This is a genomic window from Chthoniobacter sp., from assembly GCF_040003245.1.
GTDB lineage: Bacteria > Verrucomicrobiota > Verrucomicrobiia > Chthoniobacterales > Chthoniobacteraceae > Chthoniobacter.
In genome coordinates this window covers 1-24,805 of sequence record NZ_JBDUCX010000088.1, presented here as the reverse complement: position 1 = coordinate 24,805, position 24,805 = coordinate 1, and the positions used below count along the sequence as shown (strand labels likewise).

Genomic DNA, 24,805 nt, shown 5'->3' with positions numbered 1-24,805 from the left:
GGGAAGAAATCGCCAGCCTGCGCGATTCGGGAATGCACACCGCCATACTGCCCGTGGGCGCCACGGAGCAGCACGGACCGCATCTTGTCACCGCGGTGGATTGCATCACGGCGGAGAAACTGGCCCACGCCGTTTCCGCGGAGACGGGAATACCCGTGCTACCCACCCTGCCCTACGGATGCTCACTCGGTCATTCGCGCCGCTGGCCCGGGACCATTTCCCTTCAGCCGCAGACGTTGATCGATTGCGTGGTGCAGATTGCCGAGTGGTGCCACGCCTTCGCGTTCAATCGTTTCGTGATCATCAACGGGCACGTGACGAATTTTGCGCCGCTGCGCTGCGCACTGGAGATTCTGCGCAGCAAGTTCGATGACATGATGGTCGCGATCCGCAACGTAGGAGAGGTCAGCCAGCGGGTGCGGACGGAGTTCTTCGCCGACGCCGAAGATTGGCACGCGAACGCCGCGGAGACCTCGCTCATGCTGGCGCTCGCGCCGGATGGGGTGCGACCGGAGCGCATCGCCGTGGCGCACGATCCCGACCGCACCCACGGGCTTTTCTTTGCGCATCCCGTCAACCGCACGAGCCGCAATGGAGTGACTGGACACCCAGCCACGGCGAGCAAGGAACACGGTCAGCAACTCTTCGCCATGATGGTCGAGGACCTGACGCGGCAAATCCGTGCGGCTCTGACCGAACAACCACCACTCGACGAGAGCTACTTCGCCGCCCTTTGATGAAATCCGACGCCGAACTCTCCGCCATAAAAGAAGACCTGCTCGCCAAGGGCGTGAACTACTGCATCGGCGCGTATGTGGATATCCACGGCGTACCGAAGGGCAAGATCGTCCCGATTGCGCATTTCGAGGATTTCGCGCGCGGATCGGAACTCTACACCGGCTATGCGCTGGACGGCTTGGGCCAATCGCCGAACGACGACGAGATCGCCAGCCTGCCGGACCTCGACCACGGCGTGCAATTGCCGTGGCAGCCGGAAGTGATGTGGTATCCGGCGGACAATACCTTCCACGGCGACCCGTATCCGATCAATACGCGGGTGGCGTTCAAGAAGGTGCTGGCCCAGGCCGCGGAGATGGGATTCACCTTCAACCTCGGTATCGAATGCGAGGTGTACTTCGTGAAGCTCGGCGAACGCGGGGATCTGCTCGTGCCGAACCCGGACGACGATTTAATGAAGAGTTGCTACGACTTGAAGCGCTTCTTCGATGCGTTCGGACTGGTTGACAGACTGGCAAAGACGATCAACGCCCTCGGTTGGGATCTGTATTCGTTCGACCACGAGGACGGGAACTCCCAGTTCGAGTTCGACTTCAAATATGCCGACGGACTCACCATGGCGGACCGCTACATTTTCTTCCGCCTGATGGCGAAGAAGTATGCCGCCGACCAAGGGTTGCTGGCCACATTCATGCCAAAGCCTTTCGCCGACAAAACAGGCAACGGCGCGCACTTCAACATGTCGCTGGCCGACGTAAAGACAGGCGCAAATCTTTTCCAGGCGGGTGACGGGCCGGACAAATATGGCCTCGGCTTATCGACGCTCGGCTACTCCTTCATCGCGGGCATCCTCAAGCACGGGCGGGCGCTGTGCGCAGCATTCGCGCCCACGGTAAACAGCTACAAGCGGCTCATTCGCCGGGGAGCGATGGGCTATTACTCATGGGCGCCGGTCTTCAATTCATTCGGCACGAACAACCGGACGAATTCCGTCCGCGTGCCGATGGGCGGCGGACGCTGCGAATCCCGCAATGCGGACTCCTCGTGCAATCCGTACCTCGCCGGCGCGCTCGCCCTCGCGGCGGGCCTCGAAGGCATACGCGAAGGGCTCGATCCCGGCGCACCACAAACGGACAATTTGTACGAATTCACCGACGAGCAACTGGCCACAAAGGGCGTGCAGCCACTGCCCAAGACCCTCGCGGAGGCAGTCCACGCCTTTGAGGACGACCCATTCACCGAGCGGGTCCTCGGTGCGGAATTGAAGCAGGAATTTATCACCTACAAACGCGCCGAATGGGAGGAGTACCACCAGACGATCAGCGCCTGGGAGATCCAGAAATACGCACGCCAATTTTAATCCCTTCACCACCAAACCCACCATCAACCAAACACCAACATGAACCTGAAATCACTATTCACCGCCGCGCTGGCGTTCGCGTTCGCCGCGAATCTCCACGCCGACCCAATTAAGATCGGCTACTCGGACTGGCCCGGCTACACCGTCCTCGAAGTCGCCAAGCAAAAAGGCTGGTTCAAAGACGCCGGGCTCGATGTCGAACTCGTCTGGTTCGATTACCTACCATCGCTGGACGCTTTCTCCGCCAACAAGATCGACGCGGTCTGCGTGGTCGGCAGTGATGCGCTGGTTACCGGCGCCACCGGGGGTAAGAGCAAGATCATCGCGCTGCTCGATTACAGCGAAGGTAGCGACATGATCGTGGGCGCACCGGGCATCAACTCGATCAAGGACTTAAAGGGGAAAAAAATCGGCATCGAAGTCACCCTCGTCGAACACATGTTGCTGCTCCAGGCATTGAAAGACAACGGCATGAAACAGAGCGACGTGGAACTCGTGAATACGCCGACCAACGATACGCCCCAAGTCCTCGGCTCGGGCAAGGTGGCAGCCATCGGCGCATGGTATCCGATCTCCGGCCAGGCGTTGAAGGCCGTCGCCGGCTCCAAGCCTCTCTTCACCAGCGCGGAAGCGAAGGGGCTGATCTACGACGTGCTCGCGGTGAACCCAACCAGCTACGCGAAGCACAAGGAAGAGTGGTCCAAGATCGCGGGCATCTATTATAAGTGCGTCGACTACTTGAAGGACTCGAAGACCGCGGAAGACGCAGTCAAGATCATGGCCGCCAAAGTCGGCGCCAACGCGGAAGACTATGCCAAGAATATTCCGGGGACCCACTTCCTGACACTCGCCGAGGCCAAGACCGCCTACAAAAAAGGCGATGGGTTGGATTCGATCTATGGCGCGCTGACCATCGGCAATAAGTTCAACATGGATAACAAGGTCTACAAGGTCTCGCAGAAGCCCGAGAACTACCTCGTTCCCGGTGTCGTAGCCGGATTGAAGTAATTCCCGCCAAGTCTCACCGCGCGCACCCGAATGGCCTCACGCGACTGGCTCGGACTGAAGGAAGAACTTCCGCATCAGCGGAAAGTCTTGCTGACCGTCCTGTCCTTTCTCGTCCCCTTCGTCCTGTGGTGTGCGGTGAGTTACATCCCCTGGCTCTGGCATCCGTTGATCAAAGTCACCGTCGTGGGCGACGTGGACTATTTCACGGAAGACATGGAGTTGCCGCGAGCCGACTTCCAGCACGAGTTGGAAAAGGTCCACGCGGCGGGAGGCACGTTGCCGGAAGGATATCGGGTGAATCCGGTGTATTTGCCCGCGCCACACGAGGTGGCGCGGGCATTCTACACGGCATTTACCACGGAGCCCCGGTTGCCGAATGAGCCGTGGCTGCACCAAAGTCTCGGGCACAGCATTCGCACGATCCTATGGGGCTTCTTCCTCTCGTCGCTATTCGGAGTCCCCTTGGGAATTCTCTGCGGCACTTATCGCTTCTTTTCGCGATTGCAGGAGCCGTTCATCGAGTTTTTTCGCTACCTGCCCGCGCCGGCCTTTGGTGCGCTGTGCGTGGCTGTCTTGGGAATCGATGACGGACCCAAAATTGCGATCATTTTTATCGGCACATTTTTCCAGCAGGTGCTGGTGATTTCCAACACGGTTCGCAAGGTCGATCCCGCCTTGGTCGAAGCGGCGCAGACGCTCGGCGCGCGCGGCTGGAAGCTCGTACGCGGCGTGGTGATCCCGGCGGCGATTACGGATATCTATACGGACATGCGCATCCTGCTCGGCTGGGCGTGGACCTACCTCATCGTGGCGGAGGTGGTCGGCACGATGTCGGGCATCACATTTTTCATCAACCAGCAAGCGCGCTACCGCAACTTCGACAACGTCTTCGCGGCCATCGGGATGATCGGCATCATCGGTCTGACCAGCGATATGTTCCTGGCGTGGCTCGGCACAGTGCTTTTCCCGTGGAAGCGCAAGCATCGCCGACGCAAAGCGAAGCCGATCGCGATCTCCATGGTAGCGACGCAAAATCGCGGGGACGAAAATCCGGGCGAAGCATCGGTGGAGGCATCACCCAAGGACCAGATCAGCGAAATCGCACCTTTGCCGCCAATTCCGCCCTCGACCGACGCCGAGACCAATCCCGCACGCACCTAAGCCATGTCGCTCGCCACACTCGCACTACCCGATTACCACGAACAGGCGCCCGAAGTGGCTGCCCGCTTCCGGCGCATCCGGGAGCGGCCGGTCGTGTTGACGGTCAACAATCTCCGCAAATCCTTCGGTCCGCCGGGGCATGAGCACGTGGTCTTCGATCACCTCTCGTTCGACATCCGTCGACGCGAATTCATCACGATCATCGGCCCCTCGGGGTGCGGCAAATCCACGTTCATCCGCATTGCCGCGGGGCTCGATGAATCCAGCGGCGGAGAGATCTTGCTCGATGGGAAACCGGTCTCCGGGCCGGGACCGGATCGCGGCATGGTTTTTCAAGGCTACACGCTCTTCCCGTGGCGCACGGTGAAGGAGAACGTGATGTTCGGCTTGGAATTGCAGGGTAAAAGCTCGAGCCTCGCCGAGAGTGAGGCGCGGCAGTGGCTGGAGATGGTGGGCTTGAGCCGCTTCGAAGAATCGTATCCGCACGAGCTCTCGGGCGGTATGAAGCAGCGCGTGGCGATCGCCCGCGCCCTCGCGAATGAGCCGAGGATCCTGATCATGGACGAACCCTTCGGCGCGCTGGATGCCCTGACTCGCTGCAAGATGCAGAACTACCTTTTGCAAATCTGGAAGCGCGTGGACGTCACGATCCTCTTCATCACGCACGATCTCGACGAAGCGATCTATCTATCCGACCGCATTCTCGTCCTCGGGGTCAATCCCGGCGGGGCGCGCGAGTTCATCGAGAATCCCGTGCCGCGGCCCCGCACCGTCGCGCAGTTGCTTTCACCGGAATTCCTCGCGGTAAAGGCACGACTCGATGAGTTGATTCACACTCCAGCCAGTGAAGACGAAGACGACAAACTGCCCGTCATCAAGATGACCGCCGCGGGCGACGAGGTGGAGTAACATGCACGCCTCACCCGGGGACCGCTATCTTCCCCCACCCCGTTTCACTTGGCCGGAGGGCGCCAAGTGCACCGCGATGCTTTGCTTCGATGTGGATGGCGAGACGACGGCGCTCAGCGAAGATCCGCAGCTCGCACGACGGCGCACCTTGATGTCGCAGTGCGAGTATGGGCCGCGGATCGGCGTGCCCCGACTGTTGGGGTTGCTCGATCATCTGCAAGTCCCGGCGACGTTCTTCATCCCTGGCTATATCGTCGAGCAGCATCCCCGCATGGTGGAAGCGATCGTCGCCAAGGGACATGAAATCGGCCTGCACGGGTATCTGCACGAAAAACTCGCCTATCTCAGCGAAGCCGAGGAAGAGGCCATTCTTGGGCGCACGATCGAGATCCTCACGCGCTTCACCGGATCGAAGCCGTTGGGATTTCGCGCACCGTGGTTCGAGATCAATCCCTGGACACCGGCGCTGCTCGCCCGGCACGGGATCGACTACTGCGCGAGCGCGATGGGCGACGATGTGCCGTACTTTCATGACAACGGGCTCGTCGAAATTCCGGGCCAATGGCTGCTCGAGGACTGGGAGCAGTTTGCCTTCAACGCCGATCCGGCGTGGGGATTCATCCCGGAGAATTGCGCAAAGGTCTTTGATCTTTGGTGGCGGGAGTTTGAAGCGATGCACGACTTCGGCTGCTGCTTTGTGCTTACGCTGCATCCGTGGTTGAGCGGGCGGCCATCGCGCGTGCGGCTGCTCGAGGACATCGTCACCGCGATGCAGGCGAAAGGCGGCGTATGGTTTGCGCGCGGTCGCGAAATCGCCGCCTACACACGCGCCCATCCCGAGGCGCGGCGCGAATTGGATTTGGACGTGCCGAAGTCGCCACCCGTCTTCTAATTGTCTCATGACCACATCCCCGCGCATTGTTGTTCTCGATGGTTTCACGCTCAACCCCGGCGACTTGAGCTGGGAAACGCTCGAGCAAGTAGGCCAGGTGACTTTATACGATCACACCCCGCCGGAACTCGTCCTCGATCGAGCCAAGGGAGCGCCCCTCGTGCTCACGAACAAGACCGTCCTCACGGCCGAAACGCTGCGCGCTCTGCCGGAGTTGCGCTACGTGGGCGTGCTGGCCACGGGTTACAATGTCGTCGATGTCGTCGCCGCGGCGGAGCGCGGGATCGCGGTGACCAATGTCCCCGGCTACGCCGCCGCTTCCGTGGGGCAGGCGGTCTTTGCGCTCCTGCTCGAACTGGCCAATCGCACGGGAGATCACGCCCGAGCCGTCTCCGCCGGGCGCTGGGCGGCCTGTCGTGATTTCTGTTTTTGGGACACGCCGCTGGTCGAACTCTCGGGACTGACACTCGGGATCGTCGGCTTCGGCGCGATCGGGCGTGATGTCAGCAACATCGCGCGCGCCTTCGGGATGCGAGTCATCGTCCATTCGCGCCGAGCCGTGGAAGGAGAAGAGAATGTCCCCCTCGATGCACTTTTCGCCCGGGCCGATGTCATCTCCCTCCATTGCCCGCTCACACCGGAAACCAAAGGACTGGTCAATGCGGAACGGCTGGCGCTGATGAAATCTTCCGCCTTCCTCATCAATACGGGCCGTGGCCCGCTGATCGATGAAGCGGCGCTCGCGGAAGCGTTGAACCGCGGGACGATCGCCGGTGCCGGGCTCGACGTGCTGGGCCAGGAACCACCGGCCGCCGACAACCCGCTCTTCACGGCGAAAAACTGTTTCATTACGCCGCACATTGCGTGGGCGACAAAAGCGTCTCGCAAACGCCTACTGGCCACCAGCGTGGCCAACGTGCGCGCCTTTCTCGCCGGCTCTCCGCAAAACCTTGTCACGCCTGCCACCTAACCACACCTGCCATGCCCGTCATCGATGAACCGCAAGTCCGTGCCGCCTGTGAATTCAATCAGCGGTTGAATGTCCCACAAGCCCTGCCCCGCGATCCCGCGGCGGAGGCTGCCACCCTGCCCGCCACTCTCGACGATTTGAAAATGACGGCTGATCGCCCCCTTGGCCAAGCCACGACTCTCCCGGCGGCGGTCTATACCAGCGAGGCTTTCTATCGCTGGGAAGCGGAACACGTTCTGCGCGCGGGATGGCAATGCGTCGCCCACACTTCGCAGCTCGCCGAAGTCGGCGACTTCATCACGCTCGATCTGCTCGGCGAGCCGCTGATCGTCGTGCGCGACAAGGACCAGGGCGTTCGCGTGCTCTCGCGCACCTGCCCCCATCGCGGGATGGACATCATGCCGCCCGGCTTCGGCCACGGGCCGGCGGAAGCGCGTGAAGGCCCTCCCGGCGGTGGGCACACCCGGCTTTTTCTCTGCCCGTATCACTCGTGGACATTCGAGCTCGATGGACGGCTGAAGGCCTGCCCGGAAATGCACCAGGCAACTGGCTTTCAGCGCGCCGAATGGGGTCTACGGGAGTTTCGTGCGGAGGTATGGAATGGCTTCGTCTTCGTGAATCTCGACGGTGTCGCTCCACACGCCCCCGCGGAGCAATGGGCGGAATTCGGGTCGCATCTGGAAAAGTGGGCGTCTCAGGATTTGGTCGTGGTCGATGCGCGCACTTGGGAATGCCCTTTCAATTGGAAAGTGATCACGGAGAATTTCATGGAGTCGTACCATCACGTCGGCGCGCACTCGCAATCGCTCCAGCCGATGATGCCCGCGCGGGATACGTGGACGGAGGCGGAGCGCGCGCATTTCATTCGCTGCCATCTGCCTTACGGCGCAAAAGAGCGCGGAGCGATCAGCGAGGCGGAGGCGGCAGGCGGTGCGCGGGAGACTTTCCCGCTGATACCCGGCCTTGAGGAGCGCGATCGCTTCGAGTGGGGGCTGACGCTGGGGTTCCCCAATTGGCTGCTCGCTTACGTGCCCGATTGCCTCATCTGGTATCGCCTTCAGCCCGAAGGGCCGCATCGGCACACGTTGCTTACGACGCTGCTCGTGCCGCGAGCGGTGACACAACTGCCCGACTTTGCCGACCGTCTCCAGCGCTTCACCGCAGCCAGCGTGGGTTTCCATCTCGAGGACATGGAGATGTGCGTCGGCGTGCAACGCGGCTACTATTCCAGCGGCTACCAGCGGGGACGACTGTCCCATCTCGAGATGTCCATCTGGCTCTTCCAGCGCTACCTCGCGGCGCGGGCCCGTGGCACCTGGCCCACGCTGGATCGCCCCGCGGCAGTGGGGCAACGCGCTGATTCCTGACCGTGACTTTCTCGCTCGCTGGAAAAGCCGCGCTGGTAACTGGAGGTTCGTCGGGCATTGGCCGGGCCATCGCCTTGCGCTTTCGCGAGGCGGGCGCGCAGGTGCTGATCGTGGATCGGACACCGACGGCGGACGATTTCCCTTTCGTGCGGGCGGATGTTTCCGATGAGACCGAAGTGGCGAACGCGTTCGATGAGGCCGTGGACCGATTGGGCAAGCTCGACATCGCCGTGAACAACGCGGGCATTCAACCACTCGGGGTCGGCTTCGACAGCGTCACCGGCGACCTGCTCAACCGCACCTTTGGAGTAAACGTGAATGGCGTCGCTTTCGGCATCAAACACGCCGCTCGTGTACTCACCGATGGCGGGCGCGTCCTCAACACCGCTTCGTTCGTGGGGATGATCGGGACACCGGGCGGCGCAGCGTATTCCACATCGAAAGCGGCGGTGATTCATCTCACGCGACTGGGCGCAATCGAACTCGCCATTCGCCGCATCACCGTCAATGCCATCAGCCCCGGGACGATCCGCACACCGGCCGTCACCGGCATTCCGGATAATCCGGAGATTCCCTTCATCGAGAAGCGCACCCCGCTCGGGCGCCTCGGCGAACCGGAAGAGGTCGCGGCGCTGGCGCAATTTCTCGCGTCGGACGAGGCGGCCTACATCACCGGGCAAAACATCGCCATCGATGGCGGACTGACGGCGGGTTGGACGGATTACGATCTCGTGCTGCCGGCCAACGTGCGCGAGGGAAAGTGGATCGATGAGCCATGATCTACGAGCGCCGCAGTTGGTCGCGATTCCCGCCGGACAATTCCTGATGGGCGAAAGTCCCGGCGATAAGTTTGCCAACGATACCGAGCGGCCGGCACACCTTGTCCAACTTCGCCCGTTTGCGCTGGGGCGCTTTGCGGTGACGGTTGGTGAATATCGCGCGTTCGCTGCCAGCCATGCGCCGTATGATGACGCGGCGCTTCCGGTCGTGAACGTCAGTTGGAACGACGCCCGCGCTTACTGCGCCTGGCTCGGCGGAAGCTGCCGCCTGCCGAGCGAGACGGAATGGGAGTTCGCCTGCCGCGCGGGATCGACCACCCCATTCGCTTTCGGCGGCGAGATCACACCACGCGAGGCCAATTACTATTATAGCGAATCCGGCGAACGAGTCGGGCGCGGGCGTCGCACGACCTGCGGGGAGTTCCCCGCCAATGCGTTCGGATTACATGATCTGCACGGCAATGTGTGTGAATGGGTGGAGGATGTCTGGCATGCTGATTACCATGGAGCGCCGCAAGATAGCTCCGCGTGGGTAGCGGCTGGTGATCCGGCCCGCCGCGTCATTCGCGGAGGGGCGTGGGATTATCTGCCGCGCCTTTTGCGGAGCGCGTGGCGAGATGGGCTGGGCGTCGATCGACGGCGCGACAATGTGGGTTTCCGTGTGGCATCGAGTGATCTTCCGGCGTGATGGAACTGCATCTTTTCAAGACGCTCTGGGGTCACCGTGGACCCATCGACGGGGCCATTGCAGCCGCACGAGAGCAGGCCTTCGACGGCATCGAAGGGCAGGCTCCGACGGATCGCGATTTCCTCGCAAAGCTCTCGGATGCCGGTCTCAGCTACATCGCGGAGATCTGCACGGCGGGCACCTACGTACCTGATCGCAACGCCACGGTGGCCGAGCATATCGAGTCGTTTCGGCAACAAGCAGAAGCGGCAATGGCGTGTGCACCACGCTTCCTGACGGTTATCGCCGGATGCGACGCCTGGCCACTGGCAGCGAGCATCGAATTCTTTAAACAGGCTATCGAGATCGCGAAACAGCTTGGCGTCGCGGCGAGTTTCGAGACGCACCGCAGCCGCTCGATGTTTCATCCGTGGATCACGCGCGATCTGCTGCTGGCGCTGCCCGACCTGCGGCTGACCTGTGATTTCTCCCACTGGTGCTGCGTGTGCGAACGGCTCATCGATACCGAACCGGACGTGCTCGCCCTGTGCGCCGAGCGCGCGCATCACGTTCATGCCCGCGTGGGCTACGATCAAGGCCCGCAGGTACCGCATCCGGCGGCACCGGAATATCGATCCGCACTCGACGCCCACGAACGCTGGTGGCGGAGCATCTGGCGGGCGCAAGCGGAGCGTGGCGTGGCCGTAAGCACGATGACGCCGGAGTTCGGTCCAGATGGGTATTTGCACTGCGCGCCGTTCACCCAAACCCCTGTCGGCGACCTCGATGAGATCAATGCGTGGATGGCCCGTCGGGAGCGCCAGCAATTCGCCCAAAGAAATTCCGGGGATTTCGCGTGAAAAGTATCGCCGTCCGCACCGCTCCCCGCTAACGATAACCCCTGTAGAAAATCAACGCTATGATCGCTCGCACCCGCTCCTCTTTCACGTCACTCGCCACCCTTTCCCTCGCCCTCGCTCCCGTGCTGGCCCAAGCCCATCCGGGCCACGACGCCAGCGGGTTTGCCGCCGGCGTTTCGCACCCCGTTCATGGACTCGACCACATCCTCGCCATGGTCGCGGTCGGCCTTTGGGCAGTGCAACTCGGCGGGCGCGCCAAGTGGCTCGTACCCGCATCGTTTGTGAGCGTGATGGCGATCGGCGGCGCACTCGGCATGGCTGGTGTCGCGATGCCTTTCGCCGAACAGGGTATTCTGGCCTCGGTGTTGATTCTGGGTGTGCTCATCGCCGCCGCCGTGCGACTGCCGCTGGCCGCGAGCATGACCATCGTGGGACTGTTCGCGCTTTGCCACGGCCAGGCGCACGGGCTGGAGATGCCCGGCACGGCGGCTGGACTTTCCTATGGCGCCGGTTTTGTCATCGCTACCGCCTTGCTGCATACAAGCGGCATCATGACGGGATTGATGATCCAGCGCTTCGCCGAAGCGAAGTGGGTGCGCGCAACGGGCGTCGCCATCTGCACGGCGAGCGCGTTCCTCGCGCTGAATTGAACTAAGCTGTGCATCTTTCACCTCGCGACCAGGAAAAGCTGCTCGTCGTGACCGCGGCGGATCTGGCACGCCGCCGGCAATCGCGCGGCCTCAAGCTCAACTACCCTGAGGCCATCGCCATCATCACCTACGAGATTCTCGAGGGAGCGCGGGACGGTAAATCCGTGGCCGACCTGATGAGCTTCGGCACCACGGTCTTGAAGCGCGGCGACGTCATGGAAGGTATCGCCGAAATGATTCACGAAGTGCAGGTCGAGGGCACCTTCCCCGACGGCACGAAGCTCGTCACCGTCCACCATCCGATACGCTAGACATTCCAATAGGGATTTATGATTCCGGGAGAAATCATCGTAGCCAGTGAGCCCAGCGAACTGGCCATCAATGCGGGCCTTGAAACCAAGACGCTGCCCGTCGCCAACACCGGCGACCGGCCCGTGCAGGTCGGCAGCCACTTTCACTTCTACGAGGTGAATTCGGCGCTCCGTTTCGATCGCGAGGCCGCACGTGGTTTTCGTCTGAACATCGCCGCCGGCACCGCCGTACGCTTCGAGCCCGGCGACACCAAGGAAGTCCAGATCGTGGCCCTCGGCGGGACTCGCGAGGTCTACGGGCTAAACAACAAGATCGACGGCAAACTATGAGCCTGAAAATGACGCGACGGCAGTATGCCGAGATGTTTGGTCCCACGGTCGGCGACCAGGTGCGACTGGCGGATACGGAGTTGTTCATCGAGGTGGAGCGGGACTTGATTGCGGAAGCGGGGGCGCGCGGGGATGAAGTGAAATTTGGCGGCGGCAAAGTGATCCGCGACGGGATGGGGCAGTCGCCGACGGCGACGGACGCGGAGTCGCTCGACCTCGTCATCACCAACGCACTCGTGCTCGACGCGGTGCAGGGCGTGATCAAGGCGGACATCGGGATCAAGTACGGTCGTATCGTCGGGCTTGGGCATGCGGGTAATCCGGGCATCCAGCAGGGCATCACGCCGGGGATGGTCATCGGCGCAGCGACCGAAGTGATCGCGGGCGAAGGCTGCATCATCACCGCGGGCGGCATCGATACGCACATCCATTTCATCTGCCCGCAGCAGATCGAGCACGCGCTGGCCAGCGGCGTCACCACCATGATCGGCGGCGGCACTGGCCCGGCGCACGGCACTTACGCGACGACTTGCACACCCGGAAAATGGAACATGTACCGCATGCTGGAAGCAGCGGACGAGTATCCCATGAATCTCGGTTTCCTCGGCAAGGGCAACTGCGCGACGCACGAGCCGCTGCGCGAACAGGTCCTCGCGGGCGCGATCGGGCTGAAGCTGCACGAAGATTGGGGCACGACGCCGGGGGCGATCAGCACCTGCCTCGACGTGGCCGATGAACTCGACATCCAGGTCGCGATCCACACCGACACGCTGAACGAATCGGGCTTCGTGGAAGACACCATCCGCGCCTTCAAGGGCCGCACCATTCACACCTTTCACAGCGAAGGCGCGGGCGGCGGCCATGCGCCGGACATCATCCGCGTCTGCGGCGAGGCCAACGTGCTGCCGTCGTCCACCAACCCGACGCGCCCCTTCACCGTCAACACGATCGACGAGCATCTCGACATGCTCATGGTCTGCCATCACCTCGACTCGAAGATCCCCGAGGATGTGGCCTTCGCCGAATCGCGCATTCGCCCCGAGACCATCGCCGCGGAAGATTTGCTGCATGACCTCGGCGCCTTCTCGATGATGTCGAGCGACTCGCAGGCCATGGGGCGCGTGGGCGAAGTCGTCATCCGCACCTGGCAGACGGCGCACAAGATGAAGACGCAGTTCGGCAAGCTCGACGCGCCAGTGCATACCGCCGCCGATAACTTTCGCGCCCTGCGCTACGTCGCCAAATACACCATCAACCCAGCGATCTCCCACGGCATCGCCCATGAAGTGGGCAGCATCGAGCCCGGCAAACTGGCCGATCTCGTCGTCTGGAAGCCCGCCTTCTTCGGCGTGAAACCGGAAGTCGTCTTGAAGGGCGGCCTCATCGCCGTCGCCAACATGGGCGACCCCAACGCGAGCATCCCCACGCCGCAGCCGATGATGTATCGCCCGCAATTCGCCGCCCACGGCCGCGCGAAATACTCCACCTCAGTCACCTTTGTCAGCGGCGCGTCCCTCGGCACCGGCGCCCTCAACGACCTGCGCCTCGGCAAGCGCCTCGTCGCCGTGAAGAATACGCGCAAGATCACCAAGCGCGACCTCCTCTGGAACGACGTCCTGCCGAAAATCGAAGTCGACCCCGAGACCTACACGGTCAAGGCCGACGGCCGCGTGCTGACCTGCGAGCCGGCCAAAGTGCTGCCGATGGCCCAGCGTTACTTCCTATTTTAACTCCGCGGGCGGCTCCTCAGCCGGCCTTCTCATTCCGAATTCGCCATTCGTGTCTTTCAGAACACAAACGCAGGTGAATTGCATCTGTCGCACTTTCACAGGTCTACCGCGCGCTGCCGACGGGGAAAAATTTCGCGCCTTGACCAGCCTTGACTGGGCTTTACCCCTCTGGAGCATCACGAGCCAATCAAGGTAGGTAATTGCCTCAATCAAGGCAGCAGCGCAGAGGCGTTATTGCATCTGATTTGCATTAATCTACCGATTGCTAGTCTATCAAAGAACCTTCCCTCAGCCGCCCGCCAGAAGCCCAACCAGCACCTCAATTCCATCCACTTTCAACGGGAAGGATCGTAGCAGAATCGGTGCAAAAAAGCAAGCAAAAAGTGAAGTTGGACGACAGATTTTTGTAAGGCGGGCGTGGCGCGCCGCGTAGATGCAGGATGCGCATCCTCTTGCTCCTGCTGCTGGCTTTCGTGGGTTGCACACGGACACCGACGACCCACGGCCCGCTGCCCCATGAGGTGTATGTCTGGCAGCGACACTGGACGCCGGCGGTGCGCATCGGCATCGAGCGGGCTGCGCCCTCGGTCGCCGGTTTTGACGTGTTGATCGGCGAGGTCGGGATGCAGGACGGCGACGTGCATGTGGTGTTGGCCCAAACCGACTATGCCGCCCTCGCGCAGACTGGAAAGCCCGTCGCACTCGGACTGCGCATCGCGACGTACTCCGGCCCGTTTTCCCCGCAATCGAAACTCCTGCGCGCCGCCACAGACACGCTGCGCTCGGCTTTGTCCCAAGCCAGCACGGCGGGTTTGCGCGTCACGGAGTTGCAGATTGATTTCGATTGCCCGTCGGCGCGACTGGCCGGCTACGCGGTGTGGGTGCGGGAATTGCAGGCGGCTTTTCCGCAAACGCCGCTGGCGATCACGGCGTTACCCGACTGGCTCAAGCAACGCGATTTTGCCCCGCTCGCCACCGCTGCGGGAAGATTCGTCCTGCAAGTGCATTCCGTCCCGGGAGCACCTGGAACCGCGCCGGTCCTCTGCGATCCGGTTGCCGCGCGCCGAGCCATCACGCTCGCCGGGCGGCTCCGCATCCCCTTTCGCGTGGCGCTCCCGACCTACAGTTGCGAACTGCTGACCGATGCCACCGGCCGCGTGACCGGCGTCCACGCGGAGGAGGCACCGACTCCACGATCGGGCGGGAGCATCGTGCTGCGCGCGAATGCCGCGGAACTCGCCGCGCTGGTGCGGGAGTGGGAATCGAGCCGGCCGGCCAGCCTGGAGGGAGTGATCTGGTATCGACTGCCGGTCGAGAGCGACCGGCTCAACTGGCGCTGGCCCACGCTGGCCGCGATCATCGCGGGGAGGACGCCGCAGCCACAGGGCAAGCTAATCTTCGAGCCTGCCGATTCCGGCGTGGAGAATGCCGTGCTGGAGAACAAAGGCGACGCCGATTGGGCTTTGCCGGCGGAATTGCTGGTGCCTGGGGACACTGTCGCGGCCGACGGCGTGAATGGATTTCGCCTCGAATCCGAATTTCACGGCGCCCCGAGACTGCGCGGGATGGAGGGCCGCATCCTGCCGCCGGGAGGCCGCCTGGTGTGCGGCTGGATTCGCCGAAATCCATCGACCGAAGTCGCAGCGCAGAATCCATGAATACACCATGAAGACCCATCGCCTCGCTTCCCTGCTGCTCTGCAGCCTCGCCCCGCTGGCCACCGCGTGCGGGCCGTGGCTGCCCTCGCTGCTGCTGACCGATGACAAGCAGCAGGCGTTGCATCCACCGATGACCACCTTTCGCGCGGAATTGCGGCATCTGCCTGCACTGCCGCGGCTGCCCGCCGGGCTCAAAGCGCGGTCGATCGACGAGGAGGAATACCGGCTCATCCGGGCGGGTGAGCCAGAGATCAACAAAAACGAGGATCAGGACGTGCTCGCGGCGCTGGCTTTCCACGGGGTGCCGCTGGCGCGCCAGAAGGAAGTCGCCGAGGGATACTGGAAAGTGCGGCGCGCCATGCAGGAGATCCGGGATCCACTACTGATCCACAAGGAGGTCAATCCCGATGCGGCCGATGTCCTGCGCGGCATGCCCCTGCCGGCCGAACTGCCGCCGGAACTGGCGGATTATCTGCAAGGTGCCATCGCCTTTCACTGCGGCCAGATTGCGGAAGCCCGGGCCGCTTGGGAAAAACTGCTCGCCCGACCTGCGGCCGAGCGGCACTTCCGCTCGACTTGGGCGGCCTACATGCTCGGCCGCATGGCGGCTTGGAACGCGGCCGACGATAAAGCCAGTGGCGCCGAGGCCAAACGCTGGCTGCAACGCGTGCGCACGCTCGCCCAGGAGGGTGGTGCAGACTCGCTGAATCTCGTGGGGATGAGCTACTACTGGGAGGGCTTGATCGAGGAAGATCGGGCAAAGGCGGCGGCTCTTTTCTGCCTGTCTTTCCGCGCCGGTTGCCCCTGGTCGCTGGAGGCCTTGCAGGACATGGGCCCGCAACTCTTGAACACCGGCACCGACCTGGATCGCGCTCACGACGCGGCCGTGCCCCTGCTCCGCCAGCTCGTGACGGCCAGTGCAGTCACCCGCTACAGTCCCTACCCCTATGCTTGGGAAAGCGCCGATGAGCACGCGCAGCACGCGCTGGCGCTGAGCGGATGGCTCAAGGCCCTGGAACAAGCCGATTTGAAGGTCGTGGAAGACGCCGACCGGCTGGCTTGGGTGACCTACGACGCGGGCGATTTTGCCGGGGCCGCGCGGTGGCTGAAGAAAGCCCCGGCGGGGGCGCCGATCGCCCAATGGCTGCGCGGCAAACTGGCCCTCCGGGCCGGCCATGACGCCGAGGCCGCGCGCTACTTCACCGCCGCCGCGCACCAATTCACGAAAGAAAAACCGGAGGTGTATCCGGGCTTCCAATGGTGGTCCGGCGGCGATACCGCGACCTGCCAGGTCATCCAAGGCCGGCAGTTGCAGGGCGATCTCGGCATCACCGAAATGGCGCGCGCCCGCTTTCCGCAGGCGCTCGATGCATTCTTGCGCAGTGGTTGCTGGCTGGATGCGGCCTATGTCGCCGAACAAGTCATGACGCCGAAGGAATTGCTGGCCTTCTACCGCCAGCATCCGGACTTGAAAAGCAGGCCGAAGATCCCGCCACCGAAGGAAGATGAGTATCCAACACCGGTCGCGCCACCGCGCGAGAATGCGCCGCTCGCGTTTCGTTATATGCTGGCCCGGCGCCTGGCCCGCGAGGGGCGGCTGGCGGAGGCGCGGGCATCCATGCCGGAGCCATTGCGCGCGCGATTCGATGAATATCGCGCGGACTACCAACGTGGCCACGATCGCCGGTTGCCGGCGGAGGAGCGGGCGGCAGCGCTCTGGCAGGCGGCGCGCATCCATCGCTATCTCGGCATGGAACTGTTCGGCGCGGAGACGGCGCCCGATTGGTCGTTCTTCGACGGAAATTATGAATTGGACGACATCGGAGGACTGCGCGCCGGACTACGACCACCGTCGGAATGGAGAGCCGAACTGTTTAAAAAGACGGCGTGGCTGCCGCGCATCACCAGCGAGGAAATCGCCCGCAATCTGCGGCTGCGGCCCACACCCAATGTCCGCTTTCACTATCGCTATGTCGCCGCCGAGCTCGCCTGGCAGGCGGCGCGTCTGCGCGCGCCCGATGACGAAACCGCGCGGATGCTGTGCATCGCCGGAGGGTGGCTACAGAATCGCGACCCACAGTCCGCGGATCGCTTTTACCAGGAACTCGTCGGGCGCTGCGGGCAGACCGCCCTCGGCAGGGAGGGGGAACGCCGGCGCTGGTTTCCAACGGTGAACGATGAGCCGTTTCAGAATCCATTGCTCCGGCCGCAATAGAGGCGAAACGCGCCCTCCGGGATGGAAATCCTGCGGCGCCGGCTTGCGACTGGCGGACAAACCGGGCAGCATGCCGCGCCGATGACAATCGTTCACCACCCGCTGGCCGCTTCGGCGGATTCAGCCACTCGCATTCGCATTCCCGTCGAACGGCTCACGCTGGCCAAGCGGCGCTGGCGCGGGGTGGCAGAGGATGGGAGCGAGTTTGGATTCGATCTCGAATCGCCGCTCGTGGACGGCGTGGCGATCTTCCAGAACGAGGCGGCGGTTTACATTCTCGCGCAGAAGTACGAGCCGGTGCTGGAAGTGAGCAGCGCCGCCTTCGGTGCGGGCGGGCCGGCGGATGCGGCGCGGCTGGGGTGGATGATCGGGAATCTGCACTTTCAGATCGAGATCGCGGGCGACATCGTGCGGGTGGTGGATGATCCGGCAGTGCGGCAGCTTTTTGAGCGGGAAGGGATTGCTTACACGGCGTGCAAGCGGGTGTTTCATCCGCTGAGCGGGGGGCATCAGCATTGAAAAGTCGAGCAAACGCGAGACGCCCATGGCGCAATGGGGGCAAATGAAGGATGAAGATTTGAGCTGGCTGCTGTGGCTTTTGCAGACGAGCGATGCGCTTTTTCCGACCGGAGCGTATGCGCATTCGCTGGGGTTTGAGGAGAGTGTGCGGTTGGGGCAGGTGCGGGATGAGGCGTCGCTGCTGGAATTTTTGCAGCGGCAAATCATCCCGGCGCAGCGACAGCAGGAGTTGCCGTATTTGCGCTTCGCGTTTTTGGCGGAGACGGTCGAGGAACTCTGCGTGATCGATGGGGAGATTAGCGCTTGGAAGCTGGCGCGTGAGGCGCGCGAGGCCAGTGCGCAGTTGGGCGGGCGGCGTTTGAAGGCGTTGGGCAATATCTCGGATTCGCCGCTGTTGAAGGAGTTTGAGGAAGCGATCCGAACAGGGCGGGCGGCTGGGCATCATCTGGTCGTATGTGGCTTGCAGGCGCGGGTGGAAGGGATGCCGCTGACGGCGGCGTTGATGACTTATTTTTACCAGTCGCTGGCGGCGATTTGCGCGGCGGCGATGAAGTTGATTCGCATCGGGCAGGATGGTTGTCAGCGGGTGTTGCGCGCAGCGGCGATGGAGGCGAAGGAGACAGTCGAAGCCTCGCTGGGCGTCGCGCGGGAGGATTCCGGTTGTTTCAATCCCCTGCTCGAGATCGCGAGTATGCGCCATGAGCGGGCCTTTGAGCGGCTGTTCATTTCGTAAATGACAGGACGAGCGGCCAAAGGGAATCGGCGGCCGGCGGTTGTGTTTTCGGGCGATTCGACTAGATAGCTCACGCCTTTTTTCCAATTCCGAAACATGAATCGCCGCGCAGCCATCCAACGTATCACCATGATCCTGGGCGGCGCGCTGTCGGCGCAATTGACGGCAGGGCTGATGGGGCAGGTGATCAACCTCGGGCCGAGCGTGGCGGTGAGCGAGGCGCAGCAGAAGCTGCTGGCCGAGGTGGCGGACACGATCATTCCGACCACGGACACGCCCGGTGCCAAGGCGGCGGGCGCGGAGCAGTTCATCATGCGGGTGCTGCGCGACTGTTACGTGCGCGAGGAGCAGGAGAGATTTTACGCGGGGCTGGCGAAGCTGGAGGAGGAGAGCCTGAAGCTGAGCAAACAGGGGTTCGCCGGGCTGGATGCGGCGCAACGGCACGAACTGGTGAAGCAAGCCGCGGCGAGTAACAAGGGGTTCTTCCTCCTGCTGAAACACCTGACCATCGCGGGCTATTTCTGCTCGGAGATCGGCGCGACCAAGGCCCTGGAATATCTGCCGATTCCCGGGCGCTTCGAGGGCGACCTGCCGCTGCAGGCCGGACAAAAAGCGTGGGCGCTCTGACCTCACAAACTTTGCTTTCCGATTCATGGCTAATCTCAACATCGACACGACCAAGGAGCTGACTTACGACGCGATCGTCATTGGATCGGGCGTCTCCGGCGGATGGGCGGCGAAGGAATTGACCGAAAAGGGACTGCGCGTGCTGATGCTCGAGCGCGGGAAGCAACTGGAGCACATCACCGGCTACGAGGATGCGCTCAAGGCGCCATGGGAGCTGAAATACGACGGGCGCCTGACCGTGGAGCAGATCGAATCGCATCCGAAAGTGTCGCGCGACTATCCGTATAACGAGATGACGGAGAAGTATTGGTTCAACGACTCGGATTCGCTCTACCGCGAGGTGAAGCGCTTCGATTGGTTCCGCCCGAACATCGTCGGCGGCAAATCGATCATGTGGGGCCGGCAATCGTACCGGCTGAGCGATATCGACTTCGAGGCGAACCTGCGCGACGGCATCGCCGTGGACTGGCCGATCCGCTATGCGGACATCGCGCCGTGGTATTCCCATGCGGAGAAATTCGCGGGCATCTCCGGGGAAAAACTCGGCCTGCCGCAATTGCCGGACGGCGAGTTTCTGCCGCCGATGGAAATGTATTTCGTGGAGAAGGAAGTACGCAAGCGGCTGGAGAAAGCGTTCCCCGGGCGGAACATGACGATCGGGCGCGTGGCGAATCTTTCCAAGGCCGCCGAGGAACAGCTCGGGGTCGGCCGCGGGCCGTGCCAGTTTCGCAACCGTTGCGCGTGGGGCTGCCCGTTCGGCGCTTATTTCAGCACGCAATCGTCCACCCTGCCGGCGGCGGCAAAGACCGGGCGGCTGACCTTGCGGCCGGATTCGGTGGTCACCGAAATCACTTACGACGACGCCACGCAACGCGCGACCGGCGTGCGGGTGCGCGACTCGGTGACGATGCAGGACCGCGAATATTTCGCGAAAGTGATCTTCGTCTGCGCGAGTGCGATCGGTTCGACCGCGCTGCTCCTCCACTCCACCTCAGAGCGCTTTCCCAATGGCCTGGGTAACGATTCTGACCAACTGGGCCGCAACCTCATGGACCACCATTTCCGCACCGGCGCGAGCGGCACGTGGGAAGGCGGGCTGGACCGCTACTATTACGGCCGCCGGGCGAATGGAATCTACATCCCGCGCTATCGCAACATCGGCACGGACAAGCGCGATTACCTGCGCGGCTTCGGCTACCAGGGCAGCGCGAGCCGCGGCAACTGGCAGCGCAACGTGGCCGAGCTGGCCTTCGGCGCCGATCTCAAGGACGAGCTCACCAAGCCCGGCGCCTGGACGATGGGTCTGGGCGCGTTCGGCGAGACGCTGCCCTACAGCGACAACCGCCTGTGGCTCGACAAAGCCACGCGGGACAAATGGGGGCTGCCGGTCGTGGTGTTCGATGCCGAGTTCCGCGACAACGAAAAGAAGATGCGCCTCGACATGGCCAACGACGCCAAGGAAATGCTCGAAGCCTCCGGCCTGAAGAATGTGCAGACCTACGACAAGGGATCGTATCTCGGCACGGCGATCCACGAGATGGGCACCGCGCGCATGGGCCGCGACCCGAAGACCTCCGTGCTCAACGCGCACAACCAGCTCCACACGGTGAGGAACGTCTTCGTGACCGACGGCGCGTGCATGACCTCCGCCAGTTGCGTGAACCCTTCGCTGACCTACATGGCCCTCACCGCCCGCGCCGCGGATTTTGCGGTGGAGGAGATGAAGAAGTTCAATTTGTAGGAGCACGTCTGACGGCGAAACGGATTGCGGGAGAGATGGCCTTTGCGCTAAGGCTTTGTCCCCGTGATCGCTACCTCTGCCGCCAAGCCTGCCACGAAAAAGCGCGTTGTCCGCATTGGGATCGGGGGACCGGTGGGGTCGGGGAAGACGATGCTCGTGCTGCGGCTTTGCCAGTGGCTGCGCGGGGAGGTTTCGCTGGCGGTGGTGACGAACGATATTTACACGCGGGAGGATGCGGAATTCCTGGTGCGCAATGAGGCGCTGCCGGCGGAACGGGTGATCGGCGTGGAAACGGGCGGGTGTCCGCACACGGCGATCCGCGACGACACTTCGATGAACATGGCGGCGATCGCGGAGCTGGAGAAACGGCATCCGGATGTGGAGGTGATTCTGGTGGAGAGCGGCGGGGACAATTTGTCGGCGACGTTTTCGCCGGAGCTGGTGGAGGCGTTCATCTATGTGATCGACGTGGCGGAGGGGGACAAGATTCCGCGCAAGGGCGGGCCGGCGATCCGGCACAGCGATTTGCTGCTGATCAACAAGATCGAGCTGGCGCCGTATGTGGGTGCGGACTTGGGGGTGATGGCGCGGGATGCGAAGCTGATGCGCGGGGAACGGCCGTTTTTGTTTGCGGATCTGCGCTCGGAGCAGGGGAAGGACGAGTTGCTGGCGTGGTTGCGGCGTGAGGTGCTGTTCGTTTGATCTCGTCGGGGGAAACTGCAGCGGGGTCGCTGGTAGTGCCACGGGGTTTGCCCCCCGGTCCCGTAGGCGTCTCGCCAGAGGCTCGGCTTTCGACTGCGTTACACTCCGCTCAGGATGACAGCGGGGGGCGGCGCGGACTACAGGGGCATTTGCGGCTGACTTGTGCGGTGGATGAATCTGGGCGGACGTTTATTCGGGAGCAGTCGTTTTCCGCGCCGGTGCATTTGAGCAAGCCGCATCTCGAGGAAGATGTGCTGGTGGTGAATATCGTGAATCCCACGGCGGGGCTGCTGGCGGGGGATCGGGTGCGGTACGATGTGGCGGTGGAGACGGGGGCGCGGGTGTTGCTGACGGCGCCGAGTGCGAGCCGGGCGCATCGAATCGTGGAGGGGGATGCGCGGGTGGCGCAGGAGTTTGGCGTCGCGAATGGCGGGTGGCTGGAGAGCTGGCCGGAGATGTTCATTCCGCAGGCGGGGGCGCGTTACCGGCAGCAGACGACTTTGCGCGTGGCGGAAGGCGGGGAGGCGTTGCTGATCGAGATGATTGCGCCGGGGCGGACGGCTTCGGGCGAGGTGTTTGCTTTTGCGGAGCTGGATTGGGAGACGACGGTGTTTCTGGGTGAGGTGAAGATTGCGCGGGAGCGGTACGTGTTGACGCCGGAAAGCGCGACGCTGGCGGCGATGCGGGCGCAGTTTGCGGAGGCCTACTATGCGAGTTGTTTTGTGGTGTCGCCGCATCTGCGCGCGGATGCGGAATGCTGGGGGCGCATTCACGATTTGCACGGGGATGAGACTTGGGTGGGATGCAGCGCGTTGACGCGCGGCGGGTGGGCGATTCGCGTGGTGGCGGCGGGGAGTATTGCGTTGCGGAAGACGGTGGCGGCGGTGCGCGGGGAGATTTATGCGGCGCTGGGGAAGCGGGCGCCGGGGTTGCGGAGGAATTAAGGGGCGAGGACGATATTGGATCGCGACTTTGTTTCTCGCGCCGGACGGGTGAGGAGAGGCAGAGATCAGAGGTCGTTGTCCCCACGGCACCGCGGACCTCTCGCAGAGCCTCGAGTCGCAGGCTCAGAATGACAGGTTCTTTTCGGGCGCCTGGAAGGCGCTTCGCGGCATGCGATCAGCCGCGCTTGTTGAGGGCGCGGATGTTGCCGAGCCAGGTGCTGGCGGCGCAGGCGATGCAGGCGCCGACGAAGAGGTCGGCAGACAGATACGTTCCGGGGAAGAGACTATAGAGAATGACGAGCGCAGCCCCGGCGGCGATGCTGCCGAAGATCCAGCGGCCGAGGCGGGAGGCGTTGGTGAAGACCAGCGAGAGGGGAAAGGCGATGGCGATGGCGGCGATGCCGAAAAGCATTGCGAGGTTCCAATGGAAAGCGAGATGCAGCACGAGGCCGGTGAACCCAGCCACCAAGCAACTGCTGACGACGGCCGCTTCGATTTTTTCCGGCAGGCGGAGGGCGTAGCGGGCAAAGCGATCGAAGAGCAGCATGGCATTGCCCACGGGACGCGCCACCCACACCCAGAGCACGAAGAGCAGATAGATCGTCACCAGCACGTAACCGTAGGGAAGGTAAGGCGCGACCCGGGAGGCGAAGTAGAGGCCGATGACTACCGCCCAGCGCGCACCGCGATTGAGCCGTGCCATGGCGAAAGTGTATTTCAGATAGGCGCGGTAGAGCGGCGAGCGAGCGCGAAAGCTGGTGAGCAGGCCTTCGCGGGCGTAATCGAAACCCGGGTCGAGCCGCAACGCTTCGCGAAAATGCACCTCGGCCTCGCGATGCGCGCCGCGCTGCAGCGCGGACCAGCCGGCGTTGGCATGAGTGAAGGCGTCCTCGGGATCGCGGGCGAGCATGCCGGCGAGATGCGCGGCGTTTTCGGCCTGCTTGTTCTGCAGGCGCAACGCCTGGGCGAGCTGGTTGGCCGCGCCGGAGTTGTCGGCATCGAGCGTGAGCGCCTGCCGGGCGGATTGCTCGGCGAGCGACCACTTTTCCATTTGCAGGTAAGCCTGCGCCTCGGCGGTGTGCGCGTAGGAATCGTTGGGATCCAGCCCGAGGGCCAGGCGGGTGGCGTCGAGCGCTTCCTTCGGCCGTTCGAGCGCGCAGAGAATGAAGCCGCGCAGCACATGATGCTCCGCTTCGTTCGGCTCGAGGGAGATGGCCTGGTCAATGGTCTGCAAGGCCTCGTTGCGCAGCTCCTCCACACGCCACTGGCAGCCGGCGAGCTGGTGCAGGGCGAAGGCGTCGTTTGGCTCCTGGGCGAGCGCTTCCTTGAACGCAGTCGCAGCGTCCGCGAAACGGCCTATTTGCTTGAGTTGCAAGCCGCGCAGGACTTGCGGATGCGGAATCCCAGCGCTCATTTCCGGATGCCGAGAAAGGTCAGGACGTCGTCGTAGAAGCCGCTTTGATTGGAATAAATCGCGTAGTTTTTCGCGCTCTCAAACCAGGCCTTGGTCGAGGGCTTCACATCCTTCGCGGACTTGAGCAGATCGTCGGTGCCGAGCGGGATGACGCGATTCTCCTGCATGGCGCGGGCGAGCGAGCGCTCGATGGCGATATCGAAGACGGCCTTCAAATCAGCGCCCGAAAAATCCTTGGTCTTCTTCGCGATGGCGGCGACGTCGAGCTGGTGCACAGGCTTGTCCCTGGACATCACCTCGAGGATGGACGCGCGGGCGGGCTCGTCGGGCGGCGGGACGAAGAGGATGCGATCGAAGCGCCCGGGGCGGCGGAACGCGGGATCGAGGTGCCACGGGGCATTGGTCGCGCCGAGGATGAGCAGGCCATCGTTGTTGCCGACGTTGCCATCCATCTCGGCGAGGAACTGGTTGATGAGCGTGCGGCCGGCGCTGCGCTTGAGATCGTTGCGATCGGCGGCGA

25 protein-coding genes are annotated in these 24,805 nt (G+C 63.2%); 23 read left to right on the top strand and 2 right to left on the bottom strand.

Going from position 1 to position 24,805, the window contains the following annotated elements:
* Positions 1-32: 32 nt before the first annotated feature.
* The 23 genes from ABJF10_RS13940 (at position 33) to ABJF10_RS13830 (ending at position 22,871) form a co-directional block, all read left to right on the top strand.
* A complete protein-coding gene (locus ABJF10_RS13940) occupies positions 33-737 on the top strand; it encodes a creatininase family protein (protein ID WP_348545192.1) in 705 nt (234 codons plus the stop codon).
* A complete protein-coding gene (gene glnT, locus ABJF10_RS13935; protein ID WP_348545191.1) occupies positions 737-2,098 on the top strand; it encodes a type III glutamate--ammonia ligase in 1,362 nt (453 codons plus the stop codon). Before ABJF10_RS13940 ends, glnT begins: the two co-directional genes overlap by 1 nt.
* A 39-nt stretch (positions 2,099-2,137) precedes the next feature.
* The gene (locus tag ABJF10_RS13930) at positions 2,138-3,106 is read left to right on the top strand and encodes an ABC transporter substrate-binding protein (RefSeq protein ID WP_348545190.1); all 969 of its coding nucleotides are present in this window, start codon (positions 2,138-2,140) and stop codon (positions 3,104-3,106) included.
* 30 nt (positions 3,107-3,136) lie between these two features.
* Positions 3,137-4,267 (top strand): ABC transporter permease, encoded by a 1,131-nt coding sequence (locus ABJF10_RS13925; protein ID WP_348545189.1) that lies wholly within the window; start codon positions 3,137-3,139, stop codon positions 4,265-4,267.
* A 3-nt stretch (positions 4,268-4,270) separates the two neighbouring features.
* On the top strand, positions 4,271-5,176 hold the full coding sequence (locus ABJF10_RS13920; protein WP_348545188.1) for an ABC transporter ATP-binding protein: 906 nt from the start codon (positions 4,271-4,273) through the stop codon (positions 5,174-5,176).
* 1 nt (position 5,177) lies between these two features.
* Positions 5,178-6,068 carry a polysaccharide deacetylase gene (locus ABJF10_RS13915; protein WP_348545187.1) on the top strand — a complete coding sequence of 297 codons (891 nt, stop codon included), beginning with the start codon at positions 5,178-5,180 and terminating at the stop codon, positions 6,066-6,068.
* Positions 6,069-6,075: 7 nt separating this feature from the next.
* Positions 6,076-7,038 (top strand): D-2-hydroxyacid dehydrogenase, encoded by a 963-nt coding sequence (locus ABJF10_RS13910; RefSeq protein WP_348545186.1) that lies wholly within the window; start codon positions 6,076-6,078, stop codon positions 7,036-7,038.
* An 11-nt stretch (positions 7,039-7,049) separates the two neighbouring features.
* Positions 7,050-8,405, top strand: coding sequence for an aromatic ring-hydroxylating dioxygenase subunit alpha (locus ABJF10_RS13905; protein ID WP_348545185.1), 1,356 nt, complete (start codon positions 7,050-7,052; stop codon positions 8,403-8,405).
* Positions 8,406-8,407: 2 nt separating this feature from the next.
* A complete protein-coding gene (locus ABJF10_RS13900) occupies positions 8,408-9,184 on the top strand; it encodes an SDR family oxidoreductase (RefSeq protein ID WP_348545184.1) in 777 nt (258 codons plus the stop codon).
* Positions 9,174-9,872: a formylglycine-generating enzyme family protein gene (locus tag ABJF10_RS13895; RefSeq protein ID WP_348545183.1), complete on the top strand. Its 699-nt coding sequence runs from the start codon at positions 9,174-9,176 to the stop codon at positions 9,870-9,872. Before ABJF10_RS13900 ends, ABJF10_RS13895 begins: the two co-directional genes overlap by 11 nt.
* Complete coding sequence (locus ABJF10_RS13890) at positions 9,872-10,711, top strand: sugar phosphate isomerase/epimerase (protein ID WP_348545182.1); 840 nt, start codon at positions 9,872-9,874, stop codon at positions 10,709-10,711. The genes ABJF10_RS13895 and ABJF10_RS13890 overlap by 1 nt, the downstream gene beginning before the upstream one ends.
* Before the next feature lie 59 nt (positions 10,712-10,770).
* Positions 10,771-11,361, top strand: a complete 591-nt coding sequence (locus ABJF10_RS13885; RefSeq protein ID WP_348545181.1) for a HupE/UreJ family protein — start codon at positions 10,771-10,773, stop codon at positions 11,359-11,361.
* 8 nt (positions 11,362-11,369) lie between these two features.
* Positions 11,370-11,672, top strand: coding sequence for an urease subunit gamma (locus tag ABJF10_RS13880; RefSeq protein WP_348545180.1), 303 nt, complete (start codon positions 11,370-11,372; stop codon positions 11,670-11,672).
* A gap of 18 nt (positions 11,673-11,690) precedes the next feature.
* A complete protein-coding gene (locus tag ABJF10_RS13875) occupies positions 11,691-12,002 on the top strand; it encodes an urease subunit beta (protein WP_348545179.1) in 312 nt (103 codons plus the stop codon).
* Positions 11,999-13,732, top strand: coding sequence for an urease subunit alpha (gene ureC, locus ABJF10_RS13870; protein ID WP_348545178.1), 1,734 nt, complete (start codon positions 11,999-12,001; stop codon positions 13,730-13,732). The genes ABJF10_RS13875 and ureC overlap by 4 nt, the downstream gene beginning before the upstream one ends.
* 440 nt (positions 13,733-14,172) lie before the next feature.
* A complete protein-coding gene (locus ABJF10_RS13865) occupies positions 14,173-15,390 on the top strand; it encodes a DUF3142 domain-containing protein (RefSeq protein ID WP_348545177.1) in 1,218 nt (405 codons plus the stop codon).
* Positions 15,391-15,397: 7 nt separating this feature from the next.
* Positions 15,398-17,605, top strand: a complete 2,208-nt coding sequence (locus tag ABJF10_RS13860) for a hypothetical protein (RefSeq protein WP_348545176.1) — start codon at positions 15,398-15,400, stop codon at positions 17,603-17,605.
* A gap of 81 nt (positions 17,606-17,686) precedes the next feature.
* Positions 17,687-18,124 carry an urease accessory protein UreE gene (locus ABJF10_RS13855; RefSeq protein ID WP_348545175.1) on the top strand — a complete coding sequence of 146 codons (438 nt, stop codon included), beginning with the start codon at positions 17,687-17,689 and terminating at the stop codon, positions 18,122-18,124.
* A gap of 43 nt (positions 18,125-18,167) precedes the next feature.
* Positions 18,168-18,857, top strand: a complete 690-nt coding sequence (locus ABJF10_RS13850; protein ID WP_348545174.1) for an urease accessory UreF family protein — start codon at positions 18,168-18,170, stop codon at positions 18,855-18,857.
* Positions 18,858-18,953: 96 nt separating this feature from the next.
* Positions 18,954-19,484 (top strand): gluconate 2-dehydrogenase subunit 3 family protein, encoded by a 531-nt coding sequence (locus tag ABJF10_RS13845; RefSeq protein ID WP_348545173.1) that lies wholly within the window; start codon positions 18,954-18,956, stop codon positions 19,482-19,484.
* 25 nt (positions 19,485-19,509) lie between these two features.
* A complete protein-coding gene (locus ABJF10_RS13840; RefSeq protein ID WP_348545172.1) occupies positions 19,510-21,225 on the top strand; it encodes a GMC family oxidoreductase in 1,716 nt (571 codons plus the stop codon).
* A 63-nt stretch (positions 21,226-21,288) separates the two neighbouring features.
* On the top strand, positions 21,289-21,927 hold the full coding sequence (gene ureG / locus ABJF10_RS13835; protein ID WP_348545171.1) for an urease accessory protein UreG: 639 nt from the start codon (positions 21,289-21,291) through the stop codon (positions 21,925-21,927).
* A 224-nt stretch (positions 21,928-22,151) separates the two neighbouring features.
* Complete coding sequence (locus ABJF10_RS13830) at positions 22,152-22,871, top strand: urease accessory protein UreD (protein WP_348545170.1); 720 nt, start codon at positions 22,152-22,154, stop codon at positions 22,869-22,871.
* Between the two features lie 175 nt (positions 22,872-23,046).
* Here ABJF10_RS13830 and ABJF10_RS13825 read toward each other — a convergent pair whose 3' ends face one another.
* The gene (locus ABJF10_RS13825; protein WP_348545169.1) at positions 23,047-24,285 is read right to left on the bottom strand and encodes a tetratricopeptide repeat protein; all 1,239 of its coding nucleotides are present in this window, start codon (positions 24,283-24,285) and stop codon (positions 23,047-23,049) included.
* Positions 24,282-24,805: ATP-binding protein (locus ABJF10_RS13820; RefSeq protein WP_348545168.1), on the bottom strand; the 524-nt coding region annotated here is incomplete at its 5' end. The genes ABJF10_RS13820 and ABJF10_RS13825, both read right to left, overlap by 4 nt.

Excerpts from the sequence above, each read along its gene's own strand:
- ABJF10_RS13940 (WP_348545192.1), top strand. The coding sequence starts at position 33 with ATGCACACCGCCATACTGCCCGTGGGCGCCACGGAGCAGCACGGACCG.
- glnT (WP_348545191.1), top strand. The coding sequence starts at position 737 with ATGAAATCCGACGCCGAACTCTCCGCCATAAAAGAAGACCTGCTCGCC.
- ABJF10_RS13930 (WP_348545190.1), top strand. The coding sequence starts at position 2,138 with ATGAACCTGAAATCACTATTCACCGCCGCGCTGGCGTTCGCGTTCGCC.
- ABJF10_RS13925 (WP_348545189.1), top strand. The coding sequence starts at position 3,137 with ATGGCCTCACGCGACTGGCTCGGACTGAAGGAAGAACTTCCGCATCAG.
- ABJF10_RS13920 (WP_348545188.1), top strand. The coding sequence starts at position 4,271 with ATGTCGCTCGCCACACTCGCACTACCCGATTACCACGAACAGGCGCCC.
- ABJF10_RS13915 (WP_348545187.1), top strand. The coding sequence starts at position 5,178 with ATGCACGCCTCACCCGGGGACCGCTATCTTCCCCCACCCCGTTTCACT.
- ABJF10_RS13910 (WP_348545186.1), top strand. The coding sequence starts at position 6,076 with ATGACCACATCCCCGCGCATTGTTGTTCTCGATGGTTTCACGCTCAAC.
- ABJF10_RS13905 (WP_348545185.1), top strand. The coding sequence starts at position 7,050 with ATGCCCGTCATCGATGAACCGCAAGTCCGTGCCGCCTGTGAATTCAAT.
- ABJF10_RS13895 (WP_348545183.1), top strand. The coding sequence starts at position 9,174 with ATGAGCCATGATCTACGAGCGCCGCAGTTGGTCGCGATTCCCGCCGGA.
- ABJF10_RS13890 (WP_348545182.1), top strand. The coding sequence starts at position 9,872 with ATGGAACTGCATCTTTTCAAGACGCTCTGGGGTCACCGTGGACCCATC.
- ABJF10_RS13885 (WP_348545181.1), top strand. The coding sequence starts at position 10,771 with ATGATCGCTCGCACCCGCTCCTCTTTCACGTCACTCGCCACCCTTTCC.
- ABJF10_RS13875 (WP_348545179.1), top strand. The coding sequence starts at position 11,691 with ATGATTCCGGGAGAAATCATCGTAGCCAGTGAGCCCAGCGAACTGGCC.
- ureC (WP_348545178.1), top strand. The coding sequence starts at position 11,999 with ATGAGCCTGAAAATGACGCGACGGCAGTATGCCGAGATGTTTGGTCCC.
- ABJF10_RS13865 (WP_348545177.1), top strand. The coding sequence starts at position 14,173 with ATGCGCATCCTCTTGCTCCTGCTGCTGGCTTTCGTGGGTTGCACACGG.
- ABJF10_RS13860 (WP_348545176.1), top strand. The coding sequence starts at position 15,398 with ATGAAGACCCATCGCCTCGCTTCCCTGCTGCTCTGCAGCCTCGCCCCG.
- ABJF10_RS13855 (WP_348545175.1), top strand. The coding sequence starts at position 17,687 with ATGACAATCGTTCACCACCCGCTGGCCGCTTCGGCGGATTCAGCCACT.
- ABJF10_RS13850 (WP_348545174.1), top strand. The coding sequence starts at position 18,168 with ATGAAGGATGAAGATTTGAGCTGGCTGCTGTGGCTTTTGCAGACGAGC.
- ABJF10_RS13845 (WP_348545173.1), top strand. The coding sequence starts at position 18,954 with ATGAATCGCCGCGCAGCCATCCAACGTATCACCATGATCCTGGGCGGC.
- ABJF10_RS13840 (WP_348545172.1), top strand. The coding sequence starts at position 19,510 with ATGGCTAATCTCAACATCGACACGACCAAGGAGCTGACTTACGACGCG.
- ABJF10_RS13825 (WP_348545169.1), bottom strand. The coding sequence starts at position 24,285 with ATGAGCGCTGGGATTCCGCATCCGCAAGTCCTGCGCGGCTTGCAACTC.